Source organism: Cryptosporangium sp. NPDC048952, assembly GCF_043197895.1.
Lineage (GTDB): Bacteria > Actinomycetota > Actinomycetes > Mycobacteriales > Cryptosporangiaceae > Cryptosporangium.
The window spans coordinates 260,296-283,115 of sequence record NZ_JBICTY010000005.1 but is presented as its reverse complement, the minus strand read 5'-3'; the positions used below and the strand labels follow the sequence as shown (position 1 = coordinate 283,115).

The following is a 22,820-nucleotide window of genomic DNA, read 5'->3' as shown; positions in this document are numbered from 1 at the left end:
GCGCGGTACCGTTGAGTGCATGACTCAGCAGACGCGGCCGACTGTTGTCAAGTCGGATGCGGAGTGGCGCGCTCAGCTCACCCCGCAGGAGTTCCACGTCCTTCGTGAGGCCGGCACCGAGCGTGCCTTCACGGGGGAATACACCGACACCAAGACCATCGGTGTCTACCACTGCCGTGCCTGTCAGACGGAGCTGTTCCGCTCCGACACCAAGTTCGAATCGCACTGCGGCTGGCCGAGCTTCTACGCGCCGTCGGACGCGAAGAACGTCGTCCTGATCGAGGACAACACGCTCGGAATGAAGCGCGTGGAGGTGCGCTGCGCGACGTGCAACTCGCACCTCGGGCACGTCTTCCACGGCGAGGGCTACGGGACGCCGACCGACGACCGATACTGCATCAACTCGATCTCGTTGACGCTGGAACCCACCGGGAAGTGATTGCCGGGGCCCTTCTCAGGGCCCCGGATCTTCACGGCAGCGACGCGACGATCTCGGCGACCGGCTTGCGTCGGCCGGTGTAGAACGGCACTTCTTCGCGGACGTGACGCCGCGCGGTCGACGCCCGCAGATCACGCATCAGGTCGACCATGCGGTGCAGTTCGTCGGCCTCGAACGCCAGCATCCACTCGTAGTCGCCCAGCGCGAACGACGCCACGGTGTTCGCCCGCACGTCGGCGTAGCCCCGCGCCATCTTGCCGTGCTCGGCGAGCATCGCGCGACGCTCCTCGTCCGGCAGCAGGTACCACTCGTAGGACCGGACGAACGGGTACACGCAGACGTAGTCGCGTGCGTGCTCGTCGGCCAGGAACGCCGGGATGTGGCTGCGGTTGAACTCGGCGGGCCGGTGCAGCGCCAGCTGCGACCAGACCGGCTGCAGGTGCGCGCCCAGCTCGGTGCGCCGCAGCCGCGCGTACGCCTCCTGCAGCGCGTCGGAGGTCGACGCGTGCCACCACACCATGAAGTCGGCGTCGGCACGCAGGCCCGACACGTCGTAGATGCCGCGGACCACGACGTCCTTCTGCGCGAGCTGCTCGACCAGCTCCTCGACCTCGGTCGTGATCGCCGTGCGGTCGGCCGGGAGCCGATCCGAAGCCCGGAACACCGACCACATCGTGTAGCGGATCGAGTCGTTGAGCTCCCGGATCCGCTGCGCGTTCGAGTTGTTTCCCTCAGCCATGGAATGAATTCTTTTCGACCGGCGACCTCAGAGATCGCGTGACGGGTGGATTGTTCGGAGGTTGAAAAGAGTTCATTGCCTCCCCCTTCCTGGTGGCCCTCAGAGCCGTCAAGATTCGGTCAGCGGCGGCCTGCCCCGAGCGGATGCAGGCCGGGATGCCGACGCCGTCGTAGGCGGCCCCGGCCAGTGCCAGCGTGGGCTCGTCGGCCAGCGCGGCGCGCACGGAGGCCACCCGGTCGAGGTGGCCCGGCGCGTACTGCGGCAGCGCGCCGCCCCAGCGGTTGACTTTGACGCCGAGCGGCGCCGGCCAGCCGCTCGCGACCGGCACCAGTGAACCCAGTTCGCCGAGCACGGCCGCGACGAGCGAGTCGTCGTCCAGCTGGAGCGCGGCCTCCTCGCCGTAGCGGCCGACCGAGGCGCGGACCACGGTGACCGGTTCGTCGTCGAGGATGTGGCCCCACTTCTGGTTCACGTACGTGACGGCCTTGACCAGCCGTCCGGAGCTGGCGGGCACCAGTGCACCGGTGCCCGGCGGCAGCGCCACCCGGCCCGGAAGGACCAGCGACACGAGCGCCACGCTCGCGTACTCCAGTACGCCGACAGTTCCCGCCGCGGTCGGGTTCACGTCGTTCAACAGTCGCGACGCCGGGGAGGCGGGCACCGCGAGCACGACGGCGTCGGCATGGATCGCGGAGCTGCCGCCCAAGCCGGCGGAGCCGACAGTCAGTTGCCAGCCGTCGGTCGTGCGGCGCAGCGACCGGACCGGCATGCCGGTGCGGATCGCCGCCTTCGACTCGTGCGCGACGGTCGTGACCAGACGGGACAGCCCACCGCGGATCGTTCCGAAGACCGGGGTGCCGGGAGCGGCCTTGCCACGGTTGGCCCGCGCGGCCTTGAGCAGCGACGGCTGATCGGCGAGCCCCGCGGCCAGGGCCGGCATCGTCGCGCGCAGCGACAGCCGGTCGGCCTGCCCGGCGTAGACGCCGCCGAGCAGCGGCTCGACCAGCCGGTCGACGACCTCGGACCCGAGCCTCTCGGAGATCAGCGCGCCGACCGCGACGTCACCGTCGCCGAGCGGCGTTCCCGGCAGGCCGCACTCGGCACGGACGCGCGCCAGTCCCGCGTCGCTCAAGACACCGGATGCCGCGACGGCCTCGAGGTCGACCGGGATGCCCAGCATCGTGCCGGCCGGCAGCGGGCGCAGCGCCCCGTCGACCCAGACCGTGGCGCCCGCCGCGGTGGGGCTGACCAGCTCGTCGGCGAGGCCCACCCGCTCGGCCAGCGCACGGGCCTCGGGCACTCGCAGCAGGAACGACTCGGCGCCGTCCTCGATCTGGACGCCGGCCACCCGACCGGTGCGGAGCTTCCCTCCGACGCTGCCCGTCTGCTCGACGACGGTGACCGTCACGCCGTCCGGCGCGGCGTCACGCAGCCGGAGCGCGGCGGAGAGACCGGCGATGCCACCGCCGATCACGACGACGTGCGGGGGTCGGGTGAATCGGTCCTCGAACAGCACGAAACCCATCGTGCCGCACCCCGCGGGCGGGACGCCCGCGCCGACCCCTGCGAACTCACCGAAGGTGGGCAGCGTCACGCTCGCCTTGCTACCCGGTCACGAGGCGGCAACGAACCACGCGGGCGTGCAACCGCACAGGTAACTCTCACGTCGAACTCGCGCAGGTCGGAAATCCACGAGCCCGACGAGAGGGACCACCATGGACGTTCCACGGCGCCTCCTGGCGTTCATCGCGGTACTGCTGGCCGGGCTGCTGCTCGCCGGATGCAGCGGCGACAACAGCGGCGAGGATTCCAGCAGCGGCGCGATGCCCGCAGCTGCGCCGGCCGACCGGCAGGGCGCGACCGAGCAGCAGCAGCCCGGCGGGACCGGTACCGGGCCGACGCAGCTCGGCACGCGCAGTCGCCCGCTGATCTACACCGGTTCGCTGGCGGTGACCGCGGGCAACGTCCCGGACGCGGCCGCGAAGGCGATCTCGGCGACGGTGGCCGCCGGTGGGTACGTCGCCGCCGACCAGCGCGAGGTCACCGGCCCGGACGACGACATCTCCGCCACGCTCACGCTGAAGGTGCCGTCGACGAGGTTCACCGGGACCGTCGACGCGCTGGCCAAACTCGGCACCGAAACCTCGCGCAAGCTGGGCACCGAGGACCTGCAGACCTCGACGATCGACATCGACGCGCGGATCGCCGCGCAGCGCGCCAGCGTCAACCGGGTCCGCGCGCTGCTCTCCCGGGCGACGTCGATCACCGAGCTGACGACGATCGAGCGTGAGCTGACCACGCGGGAAAGCGAGCTGGCGACGTCCGAGGCGACCAAGCGAACGCTGTCCGACCAGGTGTCGTACTCGACGCTGACGCTGTCGCTCACCGAGCCGTCCGCGCCGCCGAAGCCCGAGCCGAAGAAGGAGCGCGGGCTGTTCGTCGGGCTGCAGAACGGCTGGAGCGCGTTCGTCACGACCGTCGTCGTGCTGCTGACGATCCTCGGGTGGCTCGCGCCGTTCCTGCTGGGTCTCGCGATCGTCGGCGTGCCGATCTGGTGGGCGCTGCGCCGGTACGGTCCCCGCCGCCCGGAGCCGGTCTCCCCGGCCCCGTCGGCGCTCTACACCGCCATTGACGAGCCCACTCCGGAGGAACCTGCGAAGGAGAAGGCGGACTCCTAACCTTCGCGGCGGGAGTGTTCGTGGACGAGTTCGACGACCCGGGTGAGGACGCCCGGGTCGGTCTCCGGCAGGACACCGTGCCCGAGGTTGAAAATGTGCCCTGGCGCGGCGGCCCCGTCGGCGAGCACCCGCTCGACGTGCTCGGCCACGACCCGCTGGTCCGCCAGCAGCACCGCGGGGTCGAGGTTGCCCTGCACCGCGTGATCGGGACCGATCCGGGCGGACGCGGTGGCCAGCGGCGTCCGCCAGTCCACGCCGACCACGTCGGCACCGGCCTCGCCCATCGCGGGAAGCAGCTCGGCGGTTCCGACGCCGAAGTGGATCCGCGGTACGCCGGTGACACCGACCTCGGCCAGCACCCGCGCCGAGTGCGGTTGGACGTACCTGCGGTAGTCGGCCTCCGACAGCGCACCGGCCCACGAGTCGAACAGCTGCACGGCGGACGCGCCGGCCGCGATCTGCACCCGCAGGAACGCCGACGAGATCGTCGCGAGCCGGTCGCAGAGCGCGTGCCACAGCTCGGGCTCGCCGTACATCAGCGCCTTGGTGCGGGCGTGCGTGCGTGACGGGCCGCCCTCCACCAGGTAGCTGGCCAGCGTGAACGGAGCACCGGCGAACCCGATCAGCGGGATCTCGCCCAGCTCGCCGACGAGGGCGCCCACCGCCTCGGTGACGTACGGGACGTCGTCGGGCTCGAGCGGACGCAACCGCTCGAGGTCGGCGGCCGAGCCGAACGGCTCGTCGACGACCGGCCCTACGCCGGCGACGATGTCGAGGCCGACGCCGACAGCGATCAGCGGCACGACGATGTCGGAGTAGAAGATCGCGGCGTCGACCTGGTGGCGACGGACCGGCTGCAGCGTGATCTCAGTCACAAGATCGGCACGTCGGCAGGAGTCGAGCATGCCGATGCCCTCGCGCAGCTTGCGGTACTCGGGCAGCGAACGGCCCGCCTGACGCATGAACCACACCGGCGTGTGCGGCACCGACTCGCGTCGGCACGCCCGCAGGAACGGCCCGTCGGCCAGCTCGGCCGGGACCGGCGCACGCTCGGTGACCTGCCGCGCACCGGAGTCCGAGCCGATGTCGGCCGCGGAGCGCGGCGAGCCGCCGAGGGGCGTTGCGGTGTCAGTCATGTCGGCCATGGTTTCACGGCGCCGCCCGCGGTTGCCCAGCGCCGCCGGGCGCGCGGTCCTGCCGCCGGCAACGTCGCTGCGGGCCCGGTGGCGCGGCCGCGGGACCGACGGCTCGTGCGGGTGGCCGCCGAACGGCGCGCCGCGCTGCGCGGGCTCCGCCGCTCCCCCTACCCTCTGGAGCATGGCCCCCACCGGCGCCGAGCCAGACCCCTTCGCAAGCGCCGTGGCGACGCTGCGCGCGGTTCGGACCCGGCCGGAGATCCTCCTGGAGGAAGTTCCGGCACCGCAGCGGCTCGCCCCGCGCAGCTTCGCCCTATCCGGAACCGTGGTGCGCGGCGACGAGGAGGTCGCCACCGGCCGGCTGATCGTCCTGCACGACCCGTCCGGCCAGGAGGCCTGGGACGGGCACTGGCGCGTGGTCTCCTACGTCACCGCGGAGCTGGAGTCCGAGATGGGCACCGACCCGATGCTCGCCGCGGTCGGCTGGAGTTGGCTCCTGGACGCCCTGGACCTCGCCGGCGCGCGGTACGCGGCGATCGGCGGCACCGTGACGCAGGTGAGCTCCACCCGCTTCGGTGACCTGGCTGGGCCGCCGACCAGCTCGGACGTCGAGGTACGGGCGTCCTGGACGCCGATGCTCGACACGTCGCCGGACCTCGCGCCACACCTCGACGCGTGGTGCGTCCTCTTGGCCTCCACCGCCGGGCTGCCGCCCCCCGGCGTCACGGTGCTGGCCGCCCACCACTCGGCCTGACTACTCCGCGGGCAGGAGCTTCTCCGCCTTCGTGCAGGGAGCGTCGAGTTGGGCGATGAGCGAGTCGGTCTTCGCCTTGTCCTTCTTGCCGATCGCGTCCAGCGCCTGGATGACGAGCTTCAGGCACTGAGCGATGGTCTGCTTGTCGGCGTTCGCCGTGCCCAGCGAGTCCTTCGTGCCGCTCAGCTGCTGCTCGGTGTTCGTCAGCTTGGTCTTGGTGTCGGTGAGGTCCTTCTCGAGCGTCGCGACCTTGGCGTCCCGCTCCTTGAGCGTGCCCTCGGCCGCGGTGAGCTTCGCCTGGGTGTCGTTCTGCTCGCCGTTCTTGGCGATGAACAGCCCGGTCATCGTCAGCCCGACGACGAGCAGCACCGCGGTGGCCGCCGCGAGGATCACCACCCAGCGGTTCCGGCCACCTGGCGGACGGCCGTACGCGGACGGCCCCACCTCGGTCGAACCGGGTAACGGCGCCGTGGGGTACCCGCCGACCGCCGGAATCGGCCCGGTGGCGTAACCGCCCGGAGGCGCGGGCGCGTAACCGGGCGGCGGAGGCGACGACGGGGGCACCGACGTCGGCGGCACCGACACGGGCGGAGGGGCGTACCCCGGCGTCCCGTACCCCGGAGGTGCGGACGTGGGCGGAGGTGCCTGCTGGGCCGGGTACGTGGGCACCGAGTACTCGGCACCGGACACCGGCGCGGCGTACTCGTTGCCGGGCGCGGGATTGACCGGGAACGGACTGGCGGCCGGTTGCGCCCAGGGGTCGGATGGCTGCTGTGGCGTGGACACGGGTGCCTCCTGGTCGTTCACGTGGCGGTCAGCAGGAGATTCAGCAGGTGATCAAGCCCTTGCAGGCTTCGCCGATGGGGATGGCGAGGCCGAGTCCGTCGGCTCCCTCGGCGATGATCTTGGCTTGCGCGATGCCGACGACCTCGCCCTCGGCGTTGATCACCGGTCCCCCGGAGTTACCGGGGTTGATCGCGGCGTCGAACTGGATGACCCGGGTCGCGAGGCCCTCGACGTCGTTGCGGATCGCGCTGACCACGCCGGTGGTGACGGTGTCGGTGAGGCCGAGCGGCGCACCGACGACGATCACCGGGTCGCCGGGCTCGACCTCGTCCTCGGAGGGCTTGAGCGGGGTGAACTTCGCCTTCGTGCGGAGGACCGCCAGGTCGCGGTTCTTGTCCGTGCGGTCGATCGTGACCGGGTAGCTCTCGGAGTTGCGCGTGATCGTCGCGTTCTTCCCGCCGGAGGAGACCAGGGAGTCCACGACGTGGTAGTTCGTGATCAGGAGCGTGCCGCCGTCGGGATCGGTGCCGAACGCGAACGCCGTGCCGGTGGCCTGGCCGGCGCGCACGCTGAACACCGACGGGAGGACCTTCTTCGCGACCGCGGTGGAGTTGAGCGTGCCCTCGGTGCGTTCCTCGAGGGCCTGGATGCGTTTGGTGAGGTTCGAGACGTCCTCACGGTCCTTGGCGGACGCGGTCTCCGCCTTGTTCTGCGCCGCCTGGGCGTCGTCGAGGTCGCCGGAGGTCTTCACCAGGAAGACGCCCTGCACAATGACGACGAGCAGCAGGATGATCGCGAGTACGAGGCCGATCAGGCCGAACGGCCGCGGGCGGCGGTCGCCGGCGCCCGGCGGTAACCCGCCCCCCGGCGGCCCGGCCCCGAACGGCCCAGCCCCGAACGGTCCCGACGGAATGGCACTGGTCGGCCCACCGGACCCGGGAAACCCGGACCCCGGGTAGGCAGGGCCCTGGATGCCCGGGTTCTGCGTGCCGGGACCCGCCGAGCCGGGGGGCTGAGTACCGGGGAGGGCGTAGCCGCTGCCGTACGGGGGTGCGGAGGCGGGTGGCGCGGAGGCCGGGGCGCCGGCGGGGAACGCGTTGGCGGCCGGGGTGTAGCCGTTCGTCGGCGGGGCGAACGCTCTGGTCTGGTGGGCGAACGCCTCGGTCGGCCGGCTCGTGCCCTGGCCGGGCGCCTGGCCGGGCGCGGCCGGGCCACCGTACTGGGGCGACTGCGACTGCTGTGGTTGCGGCCAGCCGCTCACCGGTGGGCGCGGACCCGGTAACGGACCGGTCGGCGCACCCTGTGGGGCGGGCGTGGCGGAGGAGTCGTCCCCGCGGTCTGACATCGTGAGCTGCCCTTCTCCACCGGCTAACCGGAACTCACCGTAGCGAGCGGCGTCGACCAGGTCGACACGTCGAAGGGGTTCTGACGCCCATCCGACGCCTCTCGGACGCCTCGTCGACCCCCACACGGGGGTCGACAGAGCGTGCCGACACCCACCGCGACCGACCGTCTCGCTACGGTGAAGGCGTGAACGACGCGGCGAACATGGGTGCAGACCACACGGAGCAGCCGACGTTGCGCGAGGATCAGGGACCGCCGTCCGACGCTCCCGCTCCTGTTCCCCTGCTGGTTCCACGCGACGGCACGCCCGATCCGGTGGACACCGCCGAGGCACTCGCCGAGGCGGCAGCGCGCCTGGCCGCCGCAAGTGGCCCGGTCGCGGTGGACGCCGAGCGCGCGTCCGGCTACCGCTACGGCCAGCGCGCCTACCTGGTGCAACTGCGGCGCGGCGGAGAGGCGGCCGGCCGCACCGTGCTGATCGATCCACTGCCGTTCGACGACCTGGCGGTGGTCGACGCCGCGATCGTCGACACCGAGTGGGTGCTGCACGCGGCGTCGCAGGACCTTCCGTGCCTCGCGGAGCTGGGCCTGCGTCCGCGCAAGCTGTTCGACACCGAGCTCGCGGGTCGGCTGGCGGGATTCGAGCGGGTCGGCCTCGGCGCGATGACCGAACGGGTGCTGGGCCGGACGCTGGAGAAGGGCCACTCCGCGGCCGACTGGAGCACGCGGCCGCTGCCGGTCGAGTGGCTGACGTACGCGGCGCTCGACGTCGAACTGCTGGTAGAGCTGCGCGACGCGCTGGCCGAGGAGCTGGAGCGGCAGGGCAAGCAGGCGTGGGCCGACGAGGAGTTCGCCGCTTTGGTGGCGAGCAAACCGCCGGCTCCGCGGGCCGAGCCGTGGCGTCGGACCTCCGGGATCCACCGGGTGCGTACCGCGCGTGGCCTGGCGCGCGTCCGGGCGCTGTGGGAGGCGCGGGACGAGATCGCGCGTCGCCGTGACCTCGCGCCGGGGCGGGTGCTGCCGGATTCGGCGATCGTGGCCGCGGCGCAGGCCGACCCGGCCGACGAGCGGGCGCTGCTCACGCTGCCGGTCTACTCCGGGCGGGCGACGCGGCGGCTGGCCGGTACGTGGTTGGGCGCGTTGAACTCCGCGCGGGAACTCGCGCAGGACGAACTGCCGACGACGGCCACGGGCGGGGACGGGCCACCGCCCGCCCATCGCTGGGCCGACCGCGACCCGGCGGCGGCAACCCGCCTGACGCGGGCGAAAGCCGTCGTCGGCGGGCTCTCGACGGAACACAACGTCCCGGCCGAGAATCTGATCTCGCCCGACACGGTCCGCCGCGTCTGCTGGAGCCCACCCGACCCCCTGGACCTCCCCGGCGTGGAGCAGGCCCTGCGCACCCTGGGCGCCCGCGAATGGCAAATAGCCCTCATCGGACCCGGCCTCCTAGAAGCCCTAGCCGACTAGGTGCACGGCCCGTCGAGGGTGGCGCTGCCGAGCGGGCGCGACCGCTTGAGTATCACCACATACGCGGCGCGGTCGCGCCCGACCCTCGACGGGCTCCGGGTTCAAGCAATACGAGCGCTGACGGCGCTCGGCGTCAGGCCGGGACGGGGAACGAGCCCAGGAGGGTGCGGACCTCGGACGCGATGGCGTCGAGGGCGGGCTCGTCGCCCTCGGCAGCCACGGCGCGGTCGATGAAGTCGGCGATCAGCGGCATCTCGGCCGTGCCGAGCCCGCGCGTGGTGACCGCCGCGGTACCGATCCGGATCCCGGACGGGTCGAACGGCTTCCGCGGGTCGAACGGCACAGTGTTGTAGTTGAGCTCGATCCCGGCCCGGTCCAGCGCCTTGGCGGCCGGCTTCCCACCGATCCCCTTCGGCGACAGGTCGGCCAGGATCAGGTGGTTGTCGGTACCGCCCGACACCAGGTCGAAGCCACGCTCGAGCAGAGCGTCGGCCAACGCGGCAGCGTTCGCCACCACCTGGTGCGCATAGGCGGCGAACGACGGCGTCGCCGCTTCCTTCAGCGCAACCGCGATCGCCGCCGTCGTGTGGTTGTGCGGCCCACCTTGCAGCCCCGGGAACACCGCCTTGTCCAGCGGCTTCGCCCATTCCTCCGTCGACATGAGCATCGCACCGCGCGGCCCACGCAGCGTCTTGTGCGTCGTCGTCGAAATGATGTCGGCGGAGCCGACCGGCGACGGGTGCGCACCACCGGCGATCAGCCCGGCGATGTGCGCGACGTCGGCAGCGAGCACAGCCCCGACCTCACGCGCGATCGAAGCGAACCCCGCGAAGTCGATGGTGCGCGGCACCGCGGTACCACCGCAGAAGATCAACTTCGGACGCTCACGAAGCGCGAGGTCGCGCACCTCGTCCAGGTCGACCCGACCGGTCTCCTTGCGCACGCCGTAGTGCACGGCGTTGAACCACTTACCGGTCGCCGACACGTTCCAGCCGTGGGTGAGGTGCCCACCGCTCGGCAGCCCCATGCCCATCACGGTCTCGCCGGGCTTGAGCACCGCCAGGTAGATCGCGAGGTTCGCCGGCGAGCCCGAGTACGGCTGCACGTTCGCGTGCTCCACGCCGAAGAGCGACTTCGCGCGGGTGATCGCGAGCTCCTCGAGCGGGTCGACGTGCTGTTGGCCCTCGTAGTAGCGCTTGCCCGCGTATCCCTCGGAGTACTTGTTCGTGAACACCGAACCGGTGGCCTCGAGCACGGCCGCCGACACGTAGTTCTCGGACGCGATCAGCCGGATCGTGTCCTGCTGGCGCTGGGCCTCGGCCTCGACGAGCCGCGCCACGTCGGGGTCCTCGGCGGCGAGATGGGGCGTGGGCGGTTGGTTGAGCGTCATCGAAACTCCCTGATGTCGTCAGCCCCGCCACCCAGGCGCACGGTGTTTCGTACGGGTTCGTTGTCGCTCCCCGGTGGTCGGTTCCACCTTCAACAAACGCCAGTCGCGACAACCCAACCCTATCGGGTGCACCCTGCACGGGTTCGTTGTCGGCTGCGCGCACCCGGGCGAGCGGTCGGTTCCACCCTCAACAAACGCCAGTCGCGACGCGTCCACCCTCGCGGCGAGGGGAGCAGCACCCGACGCCGTGTTACATGGGCGGTGTGCCGCGTCACACGTTTTGAGTGTGTTACCGGCCGGTGTTACCGGCGAGTAGCATTCGCACCAGTTACTTCCCAACCGTGGAGGACCTGTGTCCCGTCTGAGCCGTGACGTGGTCTTCGTCGACGGCGTCCGCACCCCGTTCGGCAAAGCCGGGCCGAAGGGGATCTACGCCGAGACGCGCGCCGACGACCTCGTGATCCGCACCATCCGCGAGTTGCTCCGCCGTAACCCGTCGCTGCCGCCCGAGCGCATCGACGAGGTCGCCATTGCCGCGACCACCCAGACCGGTGACCAGGGCCTCACGATCGGCCGCACCGCCGCGCTGCTGGCCGGCCTCCCGAAGTCGGTACCCGGCTTCGCGGTCGACCGCATGTGCGCCGGCGCGATGACCGCCGCCACCAGCGTCGCCGGCGGTATCGCCTTCGGCGCGTACGACGTCGCGATCGCCGGCGGTGTCGAACATATGGGACGCCACCCGATGGGCGAGGGCGTCGACCCGAACCCCCGATTCCTGTCCGAGCGCATCGTGGACCCGTCCGCGCTGGTCATGGGCCAGACCGCGGAGAACCTGCACGACCGCTTCCCGCACTTGACCCGCGAACGCGCTGACGCTTTCGCGCTCGCGAGCCAGCACAAGTACGCCAAAGCTCTGGCGGACGGCAAGATCCAGCAGGATCTCGTGACCGTCGCGACCCGCAGCGCCGAGAAGGGTTGGGGCCTGGCCACCGCCGACGAGCCGCCGCGTCCCGAGACGACGCTCGAGGGTCTGGCCGGCCTCAAGACCCCGTTCCGCCCGCACGGCCGGGTCACCGCCGGTAACGCGGCCGGCCTCAACGACGGCGCGACCGCGAGCATCCTGGCCGCCGAGGACGTCGCCCGCGAGCTGGGCCTCCCGATCGGTGCCCGGCTGGTCAGCTTCGCGTTCGTGGGCGTGGAGCCCGAGGTGATGGGCGTCGGTCCGGTGCCCGCCACCGAGAAGGCCCTGGCCAAGGCCGGTCTGAGCATCGACGACATCGGCCTGTTCGAGCTCAACGAGGCGTTCGCGGTGCAGGTCCTCGCGCTGCTCGACCACTTCGGCATCGCCGACGACGACGAGCGCGTGAACCCCTGGGGTGGCGCGATCGCGGTCGGTCACCCGCTGGCGTCCTCCGGCGTCCGACTCTTCACCCAGCTGTCGCGGCATTTCGCGGAGCGTCCGGACGTGCGGTACGGCCTCACCGCGATGTGCATCGGCATCGGCATGGGCGGGGCGGTCATCTGGGAGAACCCGAACTGGGAGGGCAAATGAGTCTGGAATTCCCGGACGAGATCGTGACGCAGGCGTTCGTCCGCTACGTCACCCTGCCCGACCTGGACGGCGAGATCGCGCTGATCACGCTGGACAACGGCAAGGACCACACCCGGCCCTCGACGTTCGGCCCGGGCGGTCTGGCGTCGTTGACCACGGCGCTCGACGAGATCGAGGCCCACTCCCCCGCGGTCCGGGCCATCGCCGTCACCGGAAAGCCGTTCGTCTTCGCGGTCGGCGCCGATCTGGACGGCGTCCCCCGGATCACTGACCGTGCGCAGGCGCTGGAGATCGGGCGTCTCGGCCACGCGGCGTTCGCGCGGCTCCGCAACGCCACCGTGCCGACGTTCGCGTTCGTCAACGGCGCCGCGATGGGCGGCGGCATCGAGATCGGCCTGCACTGCGACTACCGGACGATCTCGTCCGGCGCCGCCGCGCTCGCACTGCCCGAGGTGTTCCTCGGTCTGGTACCGGGCTGGGGTGGCACCTGGCTGCTGCCGAACCTCGTCGGCGCCGGGAACGCGGTGACGGTGATCGTCGAGAACGCGCTCAACCAGAACAAGATGCTCAAGCCCAAGCAGTACCTGGAGCTGGGCATCGGTGACGTTCTGTTCGAGCCGGCCGACTTCCTGGAGCGGTCGCTCGAGTGGGCGGCCGGGGTCCTCCGCGGCGACGTCGTCGTGCCGCGCGCCGAAATCGACCGCGGCCGGGCCTGGGACGACGCCGTCGCCTGGGGCCGCGCGGTCGCGGACGGCAAGGTGCACGGCGCTTCCCCGTCGCCGTACCGGGCCCTCGACCTGATCGCGGGCGCCAAGACGTCGACATTCGAAGACGGCACCGCCGCCGAGGACGAGGCGCTCGCGGACCTGATCATGGGCGACGAGCTGCGCGCGGGCCTGTACTCGTTCGACCTGGTGCAGAAGCGCGCGAAACGGCCGGTCGGAGTGCCGGACCGGAAGCTGGCCCGGCCGGTGACCAAGGTCGGCGTCGTCGGCGCCGGACTCATGGCCGGTCAGCTCGCGCTGCTGTTCGCCCGCAAGCTCGAGGTGCCGGTCGTGCTGACCGATCTCGACCAGGCGCGGCTGGACAAAGGCGTCGGCTACGTGCACGGCGAGATCGACAAGCTGCTCTCGCGCAAGCGGGTGTCACCGGACCAGGCGAACCGGTTGAAGGCGCTGGTCACCGGCTCGCTGACAAAGGACGCGTTCGCCGACGCGGACTTCGTCATCGAGGCGGTGTTCGAGGAGATCGGCGTCAAGCAGCAGGTGTTCGCCGACGTCGAGGCCGTCGTCTCGCCGGAGTGCGTGCTCGCGACGAACACGTCGTCGCTGTCGGTGACGGAGATGGCGTCGAAGCTGCAGCACCCGGAGCGGGTCGTCGGGTTCCACTTCTTCAACCCGGTCGCGGTGCTGCCGCTGCTGGAGATCGTCCGCGCCGAGCAGACCGACGACGCCTCGCTGGCCACCGCGTTCGCGGTCGGCAGGTCGCTGGGCAAGTCGTGCGTGCTGGTCAAGGACGCCCCGGCGTTCGTGGTCAACCGGTTGCTGACCCGATTCCTCGGGGAGGTGACGCGCTCGATCGACGAGGGCACGGACTTCCTGGAGGCCGACCGGGCGCTGGAGCCGCTGGGGCTGCCGATGAGCCCGCTGCTGCTGTTGCAGCTGGTCGGGCCCGCGATCGCGCTGCACGTGTCGGAGACGCTGCACTCGGCGTACCCGTCGCGGTTCTACGTGTCGGAGAACATGCGGAAGGTCGTGGAGGCGGGGAAGACCGCGTTCCTCGACTGGTCGTCGGGTGCGCCGGTGGTGGATCCGTCGGTTGCCGAGCTCTACGGACCGCGGAACGGCGGCCCGACCGCGGACGAGATCCGTGAGCGGGCGCTGGCGGCGCTCGCCGAGGAGATCCGGCTGATGCTCGACGAGGGGGTCGTCGCGGCCGCGCAGGACATCGACCTGTGCATGATTCTCGGCGCCGGGTGGCCGTTCCATCTCGGTGGCATCACCCCGTACCTGGACCGCGTGGGTGTCTCCGAAAAGGTGACCGGCCAGCGCTTCCTGGCCCCGGGAGTAGCCAGCCTCCCGGCCTGATACCCGCTCGAATCGGCCCGGCACCCCGCAACGGGTGCCGGGCCGCGCTCATCTAGTTCCCGACGAAGACTTTCGCGATTTGATGCATGTGAGACGTGCGCCCATACGCGGAGGGATCGCCGACGCACACACCGGTCTCTACGGTGACCGGCATGACAGCCGCGGTAGGACTCTACGAACCCCCGGACGGATGGTCCGACGACGAGCTGGTGCAGGTCCCCGAGGGCGTGCACTACGAAATCGAGGACGGCCGGCTGGTCGTCTCGCCCCGGCCCACGTTCTGGCACCAGGAAGCGTGCCGCCGGTTGGCGAACGTCCTCGAGGAGCAGTGCCCGAGCCAGTACTGGCCGGTCCAGGAAGGCGAAGTCCGCATCTACGACGGACGGGTCGTGGCCGAACTCCGCGCCCCCGACATTCTCGTCGTCCCGCGTGAACTGACCCGGCGAGGTGCGCACCGCGGCTGGGCACATCCGCACGAGGTCTCGCTCGCGGCCGAGGTCGTCTCGCGCCATTCCTACACGCCCGACCGCACCACGAAGGTGGCCGTGTACGCCGCGTGGGGCATTCCGCTGTATCTGCGGCTGGAGACCGAGCCCGAGGTCATCTGCTACGCCTACCGCCTCGGCGGCAACAAGACGTACGGGAAGCCCACCGAGCACCGCGATCTGTTCACGCTCGAAGAGCCGTTCCAGATCCAGATCGACCCCGCTCTCTGGCGCTGAAATCCTCCGAGCGGTAGGACCCACCGGACCGGTGAACCGGCGGGGTCGGTCCGGGATCCATCGCTCGGTTGCCGCCCGTTGCCCGCGCGACACCCCCGCGGGCAACGGGCTCAGGCCCGTGCTGCGCAGCTGGCCCGTTGTCGTTGCCCACCTGTAAAGCACGGGCTCAGGCCCGTGCTGCGCAGCTGGCCCGTTGTCGTTGCCCACCTGTAAAGCACGGGCTCAGGCCCGTGCTGCGCAGCTGGCCCGTTGTGGTTGCCCACCTGTAAAGCACGGGCTCAGGCCCGTGCTTACCGGTGGGCGGCTTACTTTCGTAAGGGCCCCGCTCAGGGACATTCCCGATGTGCTGGCGAGCTATGGGTCCCTACAGTTCCCGCCGTGACCGTCATAACGACTCGATCCCTGGCGAAACAGTACGACGGTGGCGTGCGGGCGCTTGACGACCTGTCCGTCACGATCGACTCCGCAGTCATCTCCGGACTGGAGAAGACCGGCGGTGTGGTCGGCCTCGTCGGTGCGAACGGCGCCGGGAAGTCGACGTTCTTGAAAATCGTCCTCGGGCTGCTTCCACCCACGAGCGGGACGATCGAGGTCCTCGGAATGGATCCCACCGTCGACGGCGAACTCGTCCGCGCCCGGGTGGGTTACATGCCCGAGTACGACTGCCTGCCGCCGGACATCTCCGCGTCCGAACTCGTCACGCACTTCGGCCGGATCAGCGGCCTCCCGAAGGCGACGGCACGCGAGCGGGCGTCCGAGACGCTGCGGCACGTGGGCCTCTACGAGGAGCGCTACCGGCAGATCGGCGGCTACTCCACCGGCATGAAACAGCGGGTGAAGCTCGCTCAGGCGCTGGTGCACGACCCCGACCTGCTGCTTCTCGACGAGCCGACGAACGGCCTGGACCCGGCGGGCCGCGACGCGATGCTCGACCTGGTCCACCGCATCGGCAGCGAGTTCGGCATCACGGTCGTGATCTGTTCGCACCTGCTCGGCGAGATCGAGCGGATCTGCGACTACCTGGTCGCGCTCGACGGCGGCAAGCTCCTGCGCGCCGACCGCGTCGACACGATGACCGCCGGCCAGAACGAACTCGTCGTCGAGGTCGACGAGGGGGCGGCGGGGCTCGCGGAGCTGCTGCGCACCCGTGGGGTCGAGGCCGCGCACGACGGCCGCACCGTCGTCGTGCCGCTGACCGACGCGGGCACCTACGACACGATCCTGGACGCCGTCGCGGACCTGCACCTGGCCCTGCACCGGCTCGACCAGCGGCGCCACCGCGTCGCCGAACTCTTTGCGAGGGCCTCGTGACCACAGGCGTCATCCATGACCTCGGGTACCAGCGGTACACCGGGCCGCGGCTCGGCCGCGGGTACGCGTTCCGCACCCTGTACGTGCACACCGTACGGACCGCGTTCGGTTTCGGCCGGGGCATCAAGGCCAAGATCTTCAGCTGGTCGATCATCGGCATCATCGCCGCGGTCGGCATCGTCATCACCGCGATCGGGGCGCAGACCGGCGAGACAGTCATGTCCGGTCCGCAGTTCGTCGACAACATGGCGACGCTGCTGATCCTGCTGCTGGCCGCTGTCGCTCCCGAGCTGACCTCACGTGACCAGCAGACCCGCGTCCTGGGCCTGTACCTGGCCCGGCCGATGCGGCGGTCGGACTACGCGCTGGCCCGGCTGACCGGCGCGATCACCGCGATCTTCCTGGTGCTGGCCGGGCCGCTGACACTGATGTTCGCCGGTGGGGCGCTCTCCACCAAGGAGGGCGCGGGCGGCGTCGGGGACGCGGCCGTCGACTGGGCCCAGGGCGTCGCCCACGCTGCCACGCACGCGCTCGTGCTGACGTCGATCAGCCTGCTGGTCGCGTCGCTGATCCGGCGCCGCGCGATCGCCGCCGCTGCTGTCGTCGCGGTCTTCCTGGTGGCGCTCCCCGCAGTCGGCGTCGCCCAGGAGCTGGGCGGCAGCGAGGGCACGACCGAGCTGGTCTCGATGATCAGCCCGCCCACCGCGATGACCTACCTCAGTCAGTGGCTCTACGCGGACGGCCACGTGCAGTTCACCGACGAGAAGATCGTCCACGGGCCGTGGTTCCTGGTTTATGCCGCCCTCGTCATCGCCGCCTGCATCGGACTGCTGGTGGCCCGCTACCGGAAGGTCCCGGCATGAGCACGCCGACCGTCACCCGAACCGACGCTCCGGCGCGAACCGTCCTGGAGATCAACGGGGTCTCGCGCTGGTTCGGCAACGTCGTCGCGGTCAACGACATCTCGATGTCGATCGGCACCGGCGTCACCGGCCTGCTCGGCCCCAACGGGGCCGGAAAAACCACGCTGTTGCATCTGATGGCCGGTCTGCTTCAGCCCTCCCGTGGCTCCATTCTTCTGGGCGACGCTCCGGTCTGGCGAAATCCGGCAATCTACGCCTCGCTCGGACTGGTCGTCGACCGCGAGGACACGTACGGCTTCCTGTCCGCCAGGGAACTGGTCGAGGCCACGGCGGCGCTGCACAAGCTGCCACACCCGCGGGCCGCCGCCGACCGGGCGATCGCGATGGTGGGCCTGGGCAGCGCGGCCGACCGGCGCGTCGCCACGTACTCCAAGGGCATGCGGCAGCGTGCCCGCGTGGCCGCCGCCCTGGTGCACGATCCGGCCGTCCTGCTGCTCGACGAGCCGTTCAACGGCATGGACCCGCGCCAGCGCCTGGACCTGATGGAGCTGCTCCAGCAGATGGGTTCGGAGGGCCGGACCGTCCTGTTCAGCTCGCACATCCTGGAGGAGGTCGAGCAGGTCTCCCAGCAGATCCAGGTGATGGTGGCCGGTCGGCTCGCCGCGTCCGGCGACCACCGGGCGATCCGCCGCCTGATGACGCAGCGGCCGCACGAGTTCCGGCTGGCGTCGAGCGACGACCGGGCGCTGGGTGTGGCGCTGCTCGGTTTGGAGTGTGTCTCCGGCATCGAGCTGGAACCGCCTGGGCTGCTCGTGCGTGCCCGCGACTACGGCGCGTTCACGCTGGCGCTGCCGTCGACGGCGCGGAACGCCGGGGTGCGCCTGTACCAGGTGCTTCCCGCCGACGAGTCGCTGGAGAGCGTCTTCTCGTACCTGATCGAAGGGGGCCAGTGATGTCGCAGGTCGGCGTGATCGCTCGGATCACGACCCGGGGGCTGCTCGGGCGGCGTCGCTTCTTCCTGCTGCTTCCGCTTCCGCTACTGCTGATCGTGGCGACGCTGATCGGGCGGGCGACGGGGGTCGACCCCGAGAAGTGGGCCGACCCGGTGCTGACGCAGATCGGGTTCGCCGTGGTGTTGCCGCTCATCGCGATGATCGTCGGCACCGGCGTGCTGGGCTCGGAACTGGAAGACGGCAGCGCGGTCACGATCCTGACCACGCCGGTGTCACGCGGCCGCATCGTGCTGACGAAGCTCGGCGTCGCGATCGCGATCACCACGGTGACGACAGCGGTGCCGATGTTCATCGCGGGCGTGATCGTGGACTCGGTGCGGCTCGGCGTCGGACTGGCGGTCGGTGCGTTCGTCGGTGCGGTCGCGTACAGCACCCTGTTCGTGGCGCTGAGCGTCGTCAGCCGCCGACCGGTGCTGATCGCGCTGGGGTACCTGGTGATCTGGGAGGGGACACTGGTCAGCATCCTGTCCGGGGTGCGGTGGCTCTCGATCCGGCAGTTCGCGGTTGCGGTGGGTGACCGCATAGCGGCGACCGACCTGGTGACCGCGAACTTGAGCGCGCTCTACGCGGTCCTGGCCACGGCAGTGCTGGCCGTATCGGCAACCACCCTGGCGATCGACCGCCTCAGCGCCTACTCGGTCCGCGGCGAAACCGGCTGAGGCCTGAACGTTCTGGTGGGCTATGACCCACCAGAACGTTCACGGCTGGATGGCGAGGACCGTTCCGGCGCGGACGCCCACACGGGCAGCCGTGCCGGTCAGCACGTTGGAGACGCCGCGGGTCGTGCCGGGGGCGAGGTCTTCGTCGTGGAGCGGCCACTCGACGCCCTCGGCGCTCACGCCGAGGGCCGGGCCGTGTACCGGGAGAAGCGTCAGGATGTCGCCGGGGTGCCCGGTCAGAGTGACTGGCTCCCGCACCACCGTCGCCGTCGCCTCGGCCCAGCGGGCCTGGATCGCCACGCCCTCGTACAGCGGGGACGCGAGCAGGAACGCGACAGCGAGCCAGTGGTCGAACCGGCCGCCGGCGCCGCCGAGCACGACGATCCGCGACGGAGTGCGAGCCAGCGCGGCGTCCAGCGCCAACTCCAGGTCGGTGGCGTCCTTTTTCGCGGGGTACCGCTCGACGCGGCCGCCCTCCGCGAGGACGCGGTCGGCGGCCCCCTCCGACGCGGAATCGAAGTCCCCGATCGCGAGCCCGACCCGCAACCCGATGCCGTGGGCCCCGTCCACCCCCGAGTCGGCGGCCACCACGAACGCGTCGGCAGGCAGCCCGTCCAGCGCGGCGGCCACAGGCGCCTCACCGCCGGCGACGACAATCACCAGAGACGAATCGGCCGGGGGCGAGCCCCCGGCCGATTCGAATGTACTGCTCAGCTTGCGGTCGCGTGCTCGGGGAAGCGGGCGATCGTCGCGAACTCGTCCGCGTCGATGCTCGCGCCACCCACCAGCGCACCGTCCACATCGGGCTGCGCCATGATCGCGGCGACGTTCTTCGCCTTGACCGAGCCGCCGTAGAGGATCCGGATGCCGTCCGCGATCTCCTGCGAGTACTTTTCGGCCAGCCGTGCCCGGATCGCGCCGCAGACTTCCTGCGCGTCCTCCGGCGTCGCCACCTTGCCGGTGCCGATCGCCCAGACCGGCTCGTACGCGATGACGATGTCCTTGACCTGCTCGGCGGTGATCTTCGCCAGCGCCGCGTCGAGCTGCGACGTGCAGTGCGACACGTGCTGGGCTTCCTCCCGCACTCCCAGACCCTCGCCCACGCACAGGATCGGCGTGATCCCGTGCTTGAACGCGGCCTTGACCTTCGCGTTGACCAGCGCGTCGTCCTCGTTGTGGTACTCGCGCCGCTCGGAGTGGCCGATCACCACGTACGTGCAGCCGAGCTTCGCGAGCATCGCACCGGAGATGTCCCCGGTGTACGCCCCGCTGTCGTACTGCGACAGATCCTGCGCACCGTAGACGATGAGCAGCTTGTCGCCGTCGACGAGCGTCTGGACGCTACGCAGATCGGTGAACGGCGGGATGACCGCGACCTCGACGAGGGCGAGCTGCTCTTCGGTGAGGCTGATCGCCACCTTCTGGGTGAGCGAGATCGCCTCGAGGTGGTTCAGGTTCATCTTCCAGTTGCCCGCGATCAGCGGACGCCTGTCGAAAGTGACCTTCTTCGCCATCAGTCAGGCCCTTTCGAGTGCGGCGACGCCGGGCAGTTCCTTGCCCTCGAGGAACTCCAGCGAGGCACCGCCACCGGTCGAGATGTGACCGAAGCGCGCTTCGTCGATGCCGAGCTGACGGACCGCGGCGGCGGAGTCGCCACCACCGACGATCGTGAGGCCGTCGACGGAGGCGACCGCTTCGGCCACCCCGCGGGTGCCCTCGGCGAACGGAGCGAGCTCGAACACGCCCATCGGGCCGTTCCAGAACACCGTCTTCGCGCCGGCCAGCTTGTCAGCGAACAAACGCACGGACTCCGGGCCGATGTCCAGGCCCTTCCAGCCGTCTTCGAGCTTGTCGGCCGGAACGACCTTGGTGTTGGCGTCCGCGCTGAAGTCGTCGGCGAGCACGACGTCGGTGGGCAGCACGATCTTGTCGCCACCCTCGGCGAGCAGCCGGCGGCAGGTGTCGATCATCTCCTGCTCGAGCAGCGAGTCACCCACGCCGTGGCCCTGGGCGGCCAGGAACGTGAAGCACATCCCGCCGCCGATGAGCAGCGTGTCGACCTTCGGCAGCAGCGCGTCGATGACCCCGAGCTTGTCGGAGACCTTGCTGCCACCGAGCACGACGACGTACGGACGCTCCGGCGTGCCGGTCAGCGTCCGCAGCACCTCGAGCTCGCGCCGCACCAGGCCACCGGCGTACGCCGGCAGCAGCTCGGCCAGGTCGTGGACGCTGGCGTGCTTGCGGTGCACGGCGCCGAACGCGTCGTCCACGTAGGCGCCGTCCTGGCCGGCGAAGTGGCTCAGCTCCGTCGCGAACGCACGGCGCTCGGCGTCGTCCTTGCTGGTCTCCCCGGCGTTGAACCGGAGGTTCTCCAGCAGCACGACGCCGCCGTCGCCGAGGCCGGCGACGGCCTCCTGGGCCTGGGGCCCGACGGTGTCGGTCGCGAACGTCACCGGGGCGCCCAGCAGCTCGTCCAGCCGCTGCGCGACCGGTTCCAGCGAGTACTTCGGGTCCGGCGCACCCTTCGGGCGGCCGAGGTGGGAGAACACGACCACCTTCGCGCCGGCGTCGCGGAGCGCGGTGATCGTCGGCAGCACCGCGCGGATGCGGCCGTCGTCGGTGATCTTCTGCCCGTCGAGCGGGACGTTCAGGTCGGCGCGTACCAGGACGCGCCGACCGGCAACGCCCTCGGCGAGCAGGTCGTCGAGAGACTTCACGTCAGAGGGTCTTCCCGATGTAGTTGACCAGGTCGACGAGGCGGTTGGAGTAGCCCCACTCGTTGTCGTACCAGCCGACGACCTTGGCCTGGTTGCCGATGACCTTGGTCAGCGGCGCGTCGTAGATGCAGGACGCCGGGTCCGTGACGATGTCCGACGACACGATCGGGTCGCTGTTGTAGGACAGGTAGCCCTTCAGCGGGCCGTTCGCGGCGGCCTGGTAGGCGGCGTTGATCTCCTCGACCGTGGCGTCGCGGCCGAGCTCGACCGTGAGGTCAGTGGCCGAACCGGTCGGGATCGGCACGCGCAGCGCGTAACCGTCGAGCTTGCCCTTGAGCTCCGGCAGCACCAGGCCGATGGCCTTGGCCGCACCGGTGCTGGTGGGAACGACGTTCAGCGCGGCGGCGCGTGCGCGGCGCAGGTCCTTGTGCGGGCCGTCCTGCAGGTTCTGGTCCTGCGTGTAGGCGTGCACCGTGGTCATCAGACCCTTGACGATGCCGAACTCGTCGTTGAGCACCTTGGCCAGCGGGCCGAGGCAGTTCGTGGTGCACGACGCGTTCGAGATGATGTTGTGCGTCGCCGGGTCGTAGTCGGTGTGGTTGACACCCATGACGACGGTGACGTCTTCGTTCTTGGCCGGCGCCGAGATGATGACCTTCTTCGCGCCGCCGTCGATGTGCGCCTTGGCCTTGGTGGCGTCGGTGAAGAATCCGGTCGACTCGATGACGACGTCCGCGCCGAGGTCGCCCCACGGCAGCTTGGCCGGGTCGCGCTCCTCGAGGGCCTTGATCGTCTGGCCGCCGACCGAGATCTCGTCCGCCGAGGCCTTCACCTCGTGGGGCAGCCGGCCCAGGATGCTGTCGTACTTGAGCAGGTGCGCCAGCGTGGCGTTGTCGGTGAGGTCGTTGACCCCGACGACCTGGATGTCGGCGCCCGACGACAGGGCGGCACGGAAGAAGTTGCGCCCGATACGTCCGAACCCGTTGATGCCTACCCGGATGGTCACGCGTACTCCCTCGCCGATGTGTGATTGCGGCTCTTTCGTCCCCTCGGACGGCCGCGATCCGTAAGCCCCCGACCGGCGACGAGACGTCGTTCTCGACGTCGAGCCTATCGAGGAGCTGCGGCTCACATCGTACCGGTCCCGCCGAATCGATTCA

The 22,820-nt window shown here is 70.7% G+C and carries 21 protein-coding genes and 1 riboswitch; of the genes, 11 read left to right on the top strand and 10 right to left on the bottom strand.

Annotation, left to right across the window (positions count from 1 at the left end; all coding sequences use genetic code 11):
* Nucleotides 1-19: 19 nt before the first annotated feature.
* Entirely contained in the window at nt 20-439 is a 420-nt protein-coding gene (gene msrB / locus ACGFY5_RS28005; protein WP_392724346.1) for a peptide-methionine (R)-S-oxide reductase MsrB, read from the top strand.
* Nucleotides 440-470: 31 nt separating this feature from the next.
* Here msrB and hemQ read toward each other — a convergent pair whose 3' ends face one another.
* The gene (gene hemQ, locus ACGFY5_RS28000; protein WP_392724344.1) at nt 471-1,178 is read right to left on the bottom strand and encodes a hydrogen peroxide-dependent heme synthase; all 708 of its coding nucleotides are present in this window, start codon (nt 1,176-1,178) and stop codon (nt 471-473) included.
* Entirely contained in the window at nt 1,171-2,703 is a 1,533-nt protein-coding gene (gene hemG, locus ACGFY5_RS27995) for a protoporphyrinogen oxidase (protein ID WP_392725054.1), read from the bottom strand. The genes hemQ and hemG overlap by 8 nt, the downstream gene beginning before the upstream one ends.
* Before the next feature lie 190 nt (nt 2,704-2,893).
* Here hemG and ACGFY5_RS27990 point away from each other — a divergent pair, with 190 nt between their 5' ends.
* Nucleotides 2,894-3,856 (top strand): DUF4349 domain-containing protein, encoded by a 963-nt coding sequence (locus tag ACGFY5_RS27990; protein ID WP_392724342.1) that lies wholly within the window; start codon nt 2,894-2,896, stop codon nt 3,854-3,856.
* Here the strand turns inward: ACGFY5_RS27990 and hemE are convergent.
* Nucleotides 3,853-4,992, bottom strand: coding sequence for a uroporphyrinogen decarboxylase (gene hemE / locus ACGFY5_RS27985; RefSeq protein ID WP_392724340.1), 1,140 nt, complete (start codon nt 4,990-4,992; stop codon nt 3,853-3,855). The two genes, ACGFY5_RS27990 and hemE, sit on opposite strands and share 4 nt — an antisense overlap.
* A 181-nt stretch (nt 4,993-5,173) precedes the next feature.
* Between hemE and ACGFY5_RS27980 the strand changes: the two genes are divergently transcribed.
* Entirely contained in the window at nt 5,174-5,746 is a 573-nt protein-coding gene (locus tag ACGFY5_RS27980) for a DUF3000 domain-containing protein (RefSeq protein ID WP_392724338.1), read from the top strand.
* Here the strand turns inward: ACGFY5_RS27980 and ACGFY5_RS27975 are convergent, their stop codons facing one another.
* Both ACGFY5_RS27975 and ACGFY5_RS27970 read right to left on the bottom strand, forming a co-directional pair.
* Nucleotides 5,747-6,532, bottom strand: a complete 786-nt coding sequence (locus ACGFY5_RS27975; protein ID WP_392724336.1) for a hypothetical protein — start codon at nt 6,530-6,532, stop codon at nt 5,747-5,749.
* Nucleotides 6,533-6,572: 40 nt separating this feature from the next.
* Nucleotides 6,573-7,877, bottom strand: coding sequence for a S1C family serine protease (locus ACGFY5_RS27970; RefSeq protein WP_392724335.1), 1,305 nt, complete (start codon nt 7,875-7,877; stop codon nt 6,573-6,575).
* Between the two features lie 203 nt (nt 7,878-8,080).
* Between ACGFY5_RS27970 and ACGFY5_RS27965 the strand changes: the two genes are divergently transcribed.
* Nucleotides 8,081-9,346 (top strand): HRDC domain-containing protein, encoded by a 1,266-nt coding sequence (locus ACGFY5_RS27965; RefSeq protein WP_392725052.1) that lies wholly within the window; start codon nt 8,081-8,083, stop codon nt 9,344-9,346.
* A gap of 133 nt (nt 9,347-9,479) precedes the next feature.
* On the opposite strand, the gene glyA is transcribed toward ACGFY5_RS27965, so the two are convergent.
* Nucleotides 9,480-10,736 carry a serine hydroxymethyltransferase gene (gene glyA, locus ACGFY5_RS27960; protein WP_392724334.1) on the bottom strand — a complete coding sequence of 419 codons (1,257 nt, stop codon included), beginning with the start codon at nt 10,734-10,736 and terminating at the stop codon, nt 9,480-9,482.
* 22 nt (nt 10,737-10,758) lie between these two features.
* Nucleotides 10,759-10,853: riboswitch (ZMP/ZTP riboswitch) on the bottom strand.
* 235 nt (nt 10,854-11,088) lie between these two features.
* Here glyA and ACGFY5_RS27955 point away from each other — a divergent pair.
* From ACGFY5_RS27955 to ACGFY5_RS27925, 7 genes are all read left to right on the top strand, one after another.
* Nucleotides 11,089-12,288: a thiolase family protein gene (locus tag ACGFY5_RS27955; RefSeq protein WP_392724333.1), complete on the top strand. Its 1,200-nt coding sequence runs from the start codon at nt 11,089-11,091 to the stop codon at nt 12,286-12,288.
* Nucleotides 12,285-14,375 carry a 3-hydroxyacyl-CoA dehydrogenase NAD-binding domain-containing protein gene (locus ACGFY5_RS27950; protein ID WP_392724331.1) on the top strand — a complete coding sequence of 697 codons (2,091 nt, stop codon included), beginning with the start codon at nt 12,285-12,287 and terminating at the stop codon, nt 14,373-14,375. Before ACGFY5_RS27955 ends, ACGFY5_RS27950 begins: the two co-directional genes overlap by 4 nt.
* Nucleotides 14,376-14,527: 152 nt before the next feature.
* The gene (locus ACGFY5_RS27945) at nt 14,528-15,097 is read left to right on the top strand and encodes a Uma2 family endonuclease (RefSeq protein WP_392724330.1); all 570 of its coding nucleotides are present in this window, start codon (nt 14,528-14,530) and stop codon (nt 15,095-15,097) included.
* 378 nt (nt 15,098-15,475) lie between these two features.
* On the top strand, nt 15,476-16,408 hold the full coding sequence (locus tag ACGFY5_RS27940; protein WP_392724328.1) for an ABC transporter ATP-binding protein: 933 nt from the start codon (nt 15,476-15,478) through the stop codon (nt 16,406-16,408).
* Nucleotides 16,405-17,271 (top strand): ABC transporter permease subunit, encoded by an 867-nt coding sequence (locus ACGFY5_RS27935; RefSeq protein WP_392724326.1) that lies wholly within the window; start codon nt 16,405-16,407, stop codon nt 17,269-17,271. Before ACGFY5_RS27940 ends, ACGFY5_RS27935 begins: the two co-directional genes overlap by 4 nt.
* The gene (locus tag ACGFY5_RS27930; RefSeq protein ID WP_392724325.1) at nt 17,268-18,224 is read left to right on the top strand and encodes an ABC transporter ATP-binding protein; all 957 of its coding nucleotides are present in this window, start codon (nt 17,268-17,270) and stop codon (nt 18,222-18,224) included. The genes ACGFY5_RS27935 and ACGFY5_RS27930 overlap by 4 nt, the downstream gene beginning before the upstream one ends.
* Complete coding sequence (locus ACGFY5_RS27925) at nt 18,224-18,943, top strand: ABC transporter permease (protein ID WP_392724324.1); 720 nt, start codon at nt 18,224-18,226, stop codon at nt 18,941-18,943. The genes ACGFY5_RS27930 and ACGFY5_RS27925 overlap by 1 nt, the downstream gene beginning before the upstream one ends.
* Nucleotides 18,944-18,982: 39 nt before the next feature.
* On the opposite strand, the gene ACGFY5_RS27920 is transcribed toward ACGFY5_RS27925, so the two are convergent.
* From ACGFY5_RS27920 to gap, 4 genes are read right to left on the bottom strand one after another with little or no spacing between them, the layout of a single operon-like run.
* Nucleotides 18,983-19,603 (bottom strand): thiamine diphosphokinase, encoded by a 621-nt coding sequence (locus ACGFY5_RS27920; protein WP_392724322.1) that lies wholly within the window; start codon nt 19,601-19,603, stop codon nt 18,983-18,985.
* A gap of 50 nt (nt 19,604-19,653) precedes the next feature.
* On the bottom strand, nt 19,654-20,457 hold the full coding sequence (gene tpiA, locus ACGFY5_RS27915; protein ID WP_392724320.1) for a triose-phosphate isomerase: 804 nt from the start codon (nt 20,455-20,457) through the stop codon (nt 19,654-19,656).
* A gap of 3 nt (nt 20,458-20,460) precedes the next feature.
* On the bottom strand, nt 20,461-21,660 hold the full coding sequence (locus ACGFY5_RS27910; RefSeq protein ID WP_392724319.1) for a phosphoglycerate kinase: 1,200 nt from the start codon (nt 21,658-21,660) through the stop codon (nt 20,461-20,463).
* Between the two features lies 1 nt (nt 21,661).
* Nucleotides 21,662-22,666, bottom strand: a complete 1,005-nt coding sequence (gap, locus tag ACGFY5_RS27905) for a type I glyceraldehyde-3-phosphate dehydrogenase (RefSeq protein ID WP_392724317.1) — start codon at nt 22,664-22,666, stop codon at nt 21,662-21,664.
* Nucleotides 22,667-22,820 lie beyond the last annotated feature (154 nt).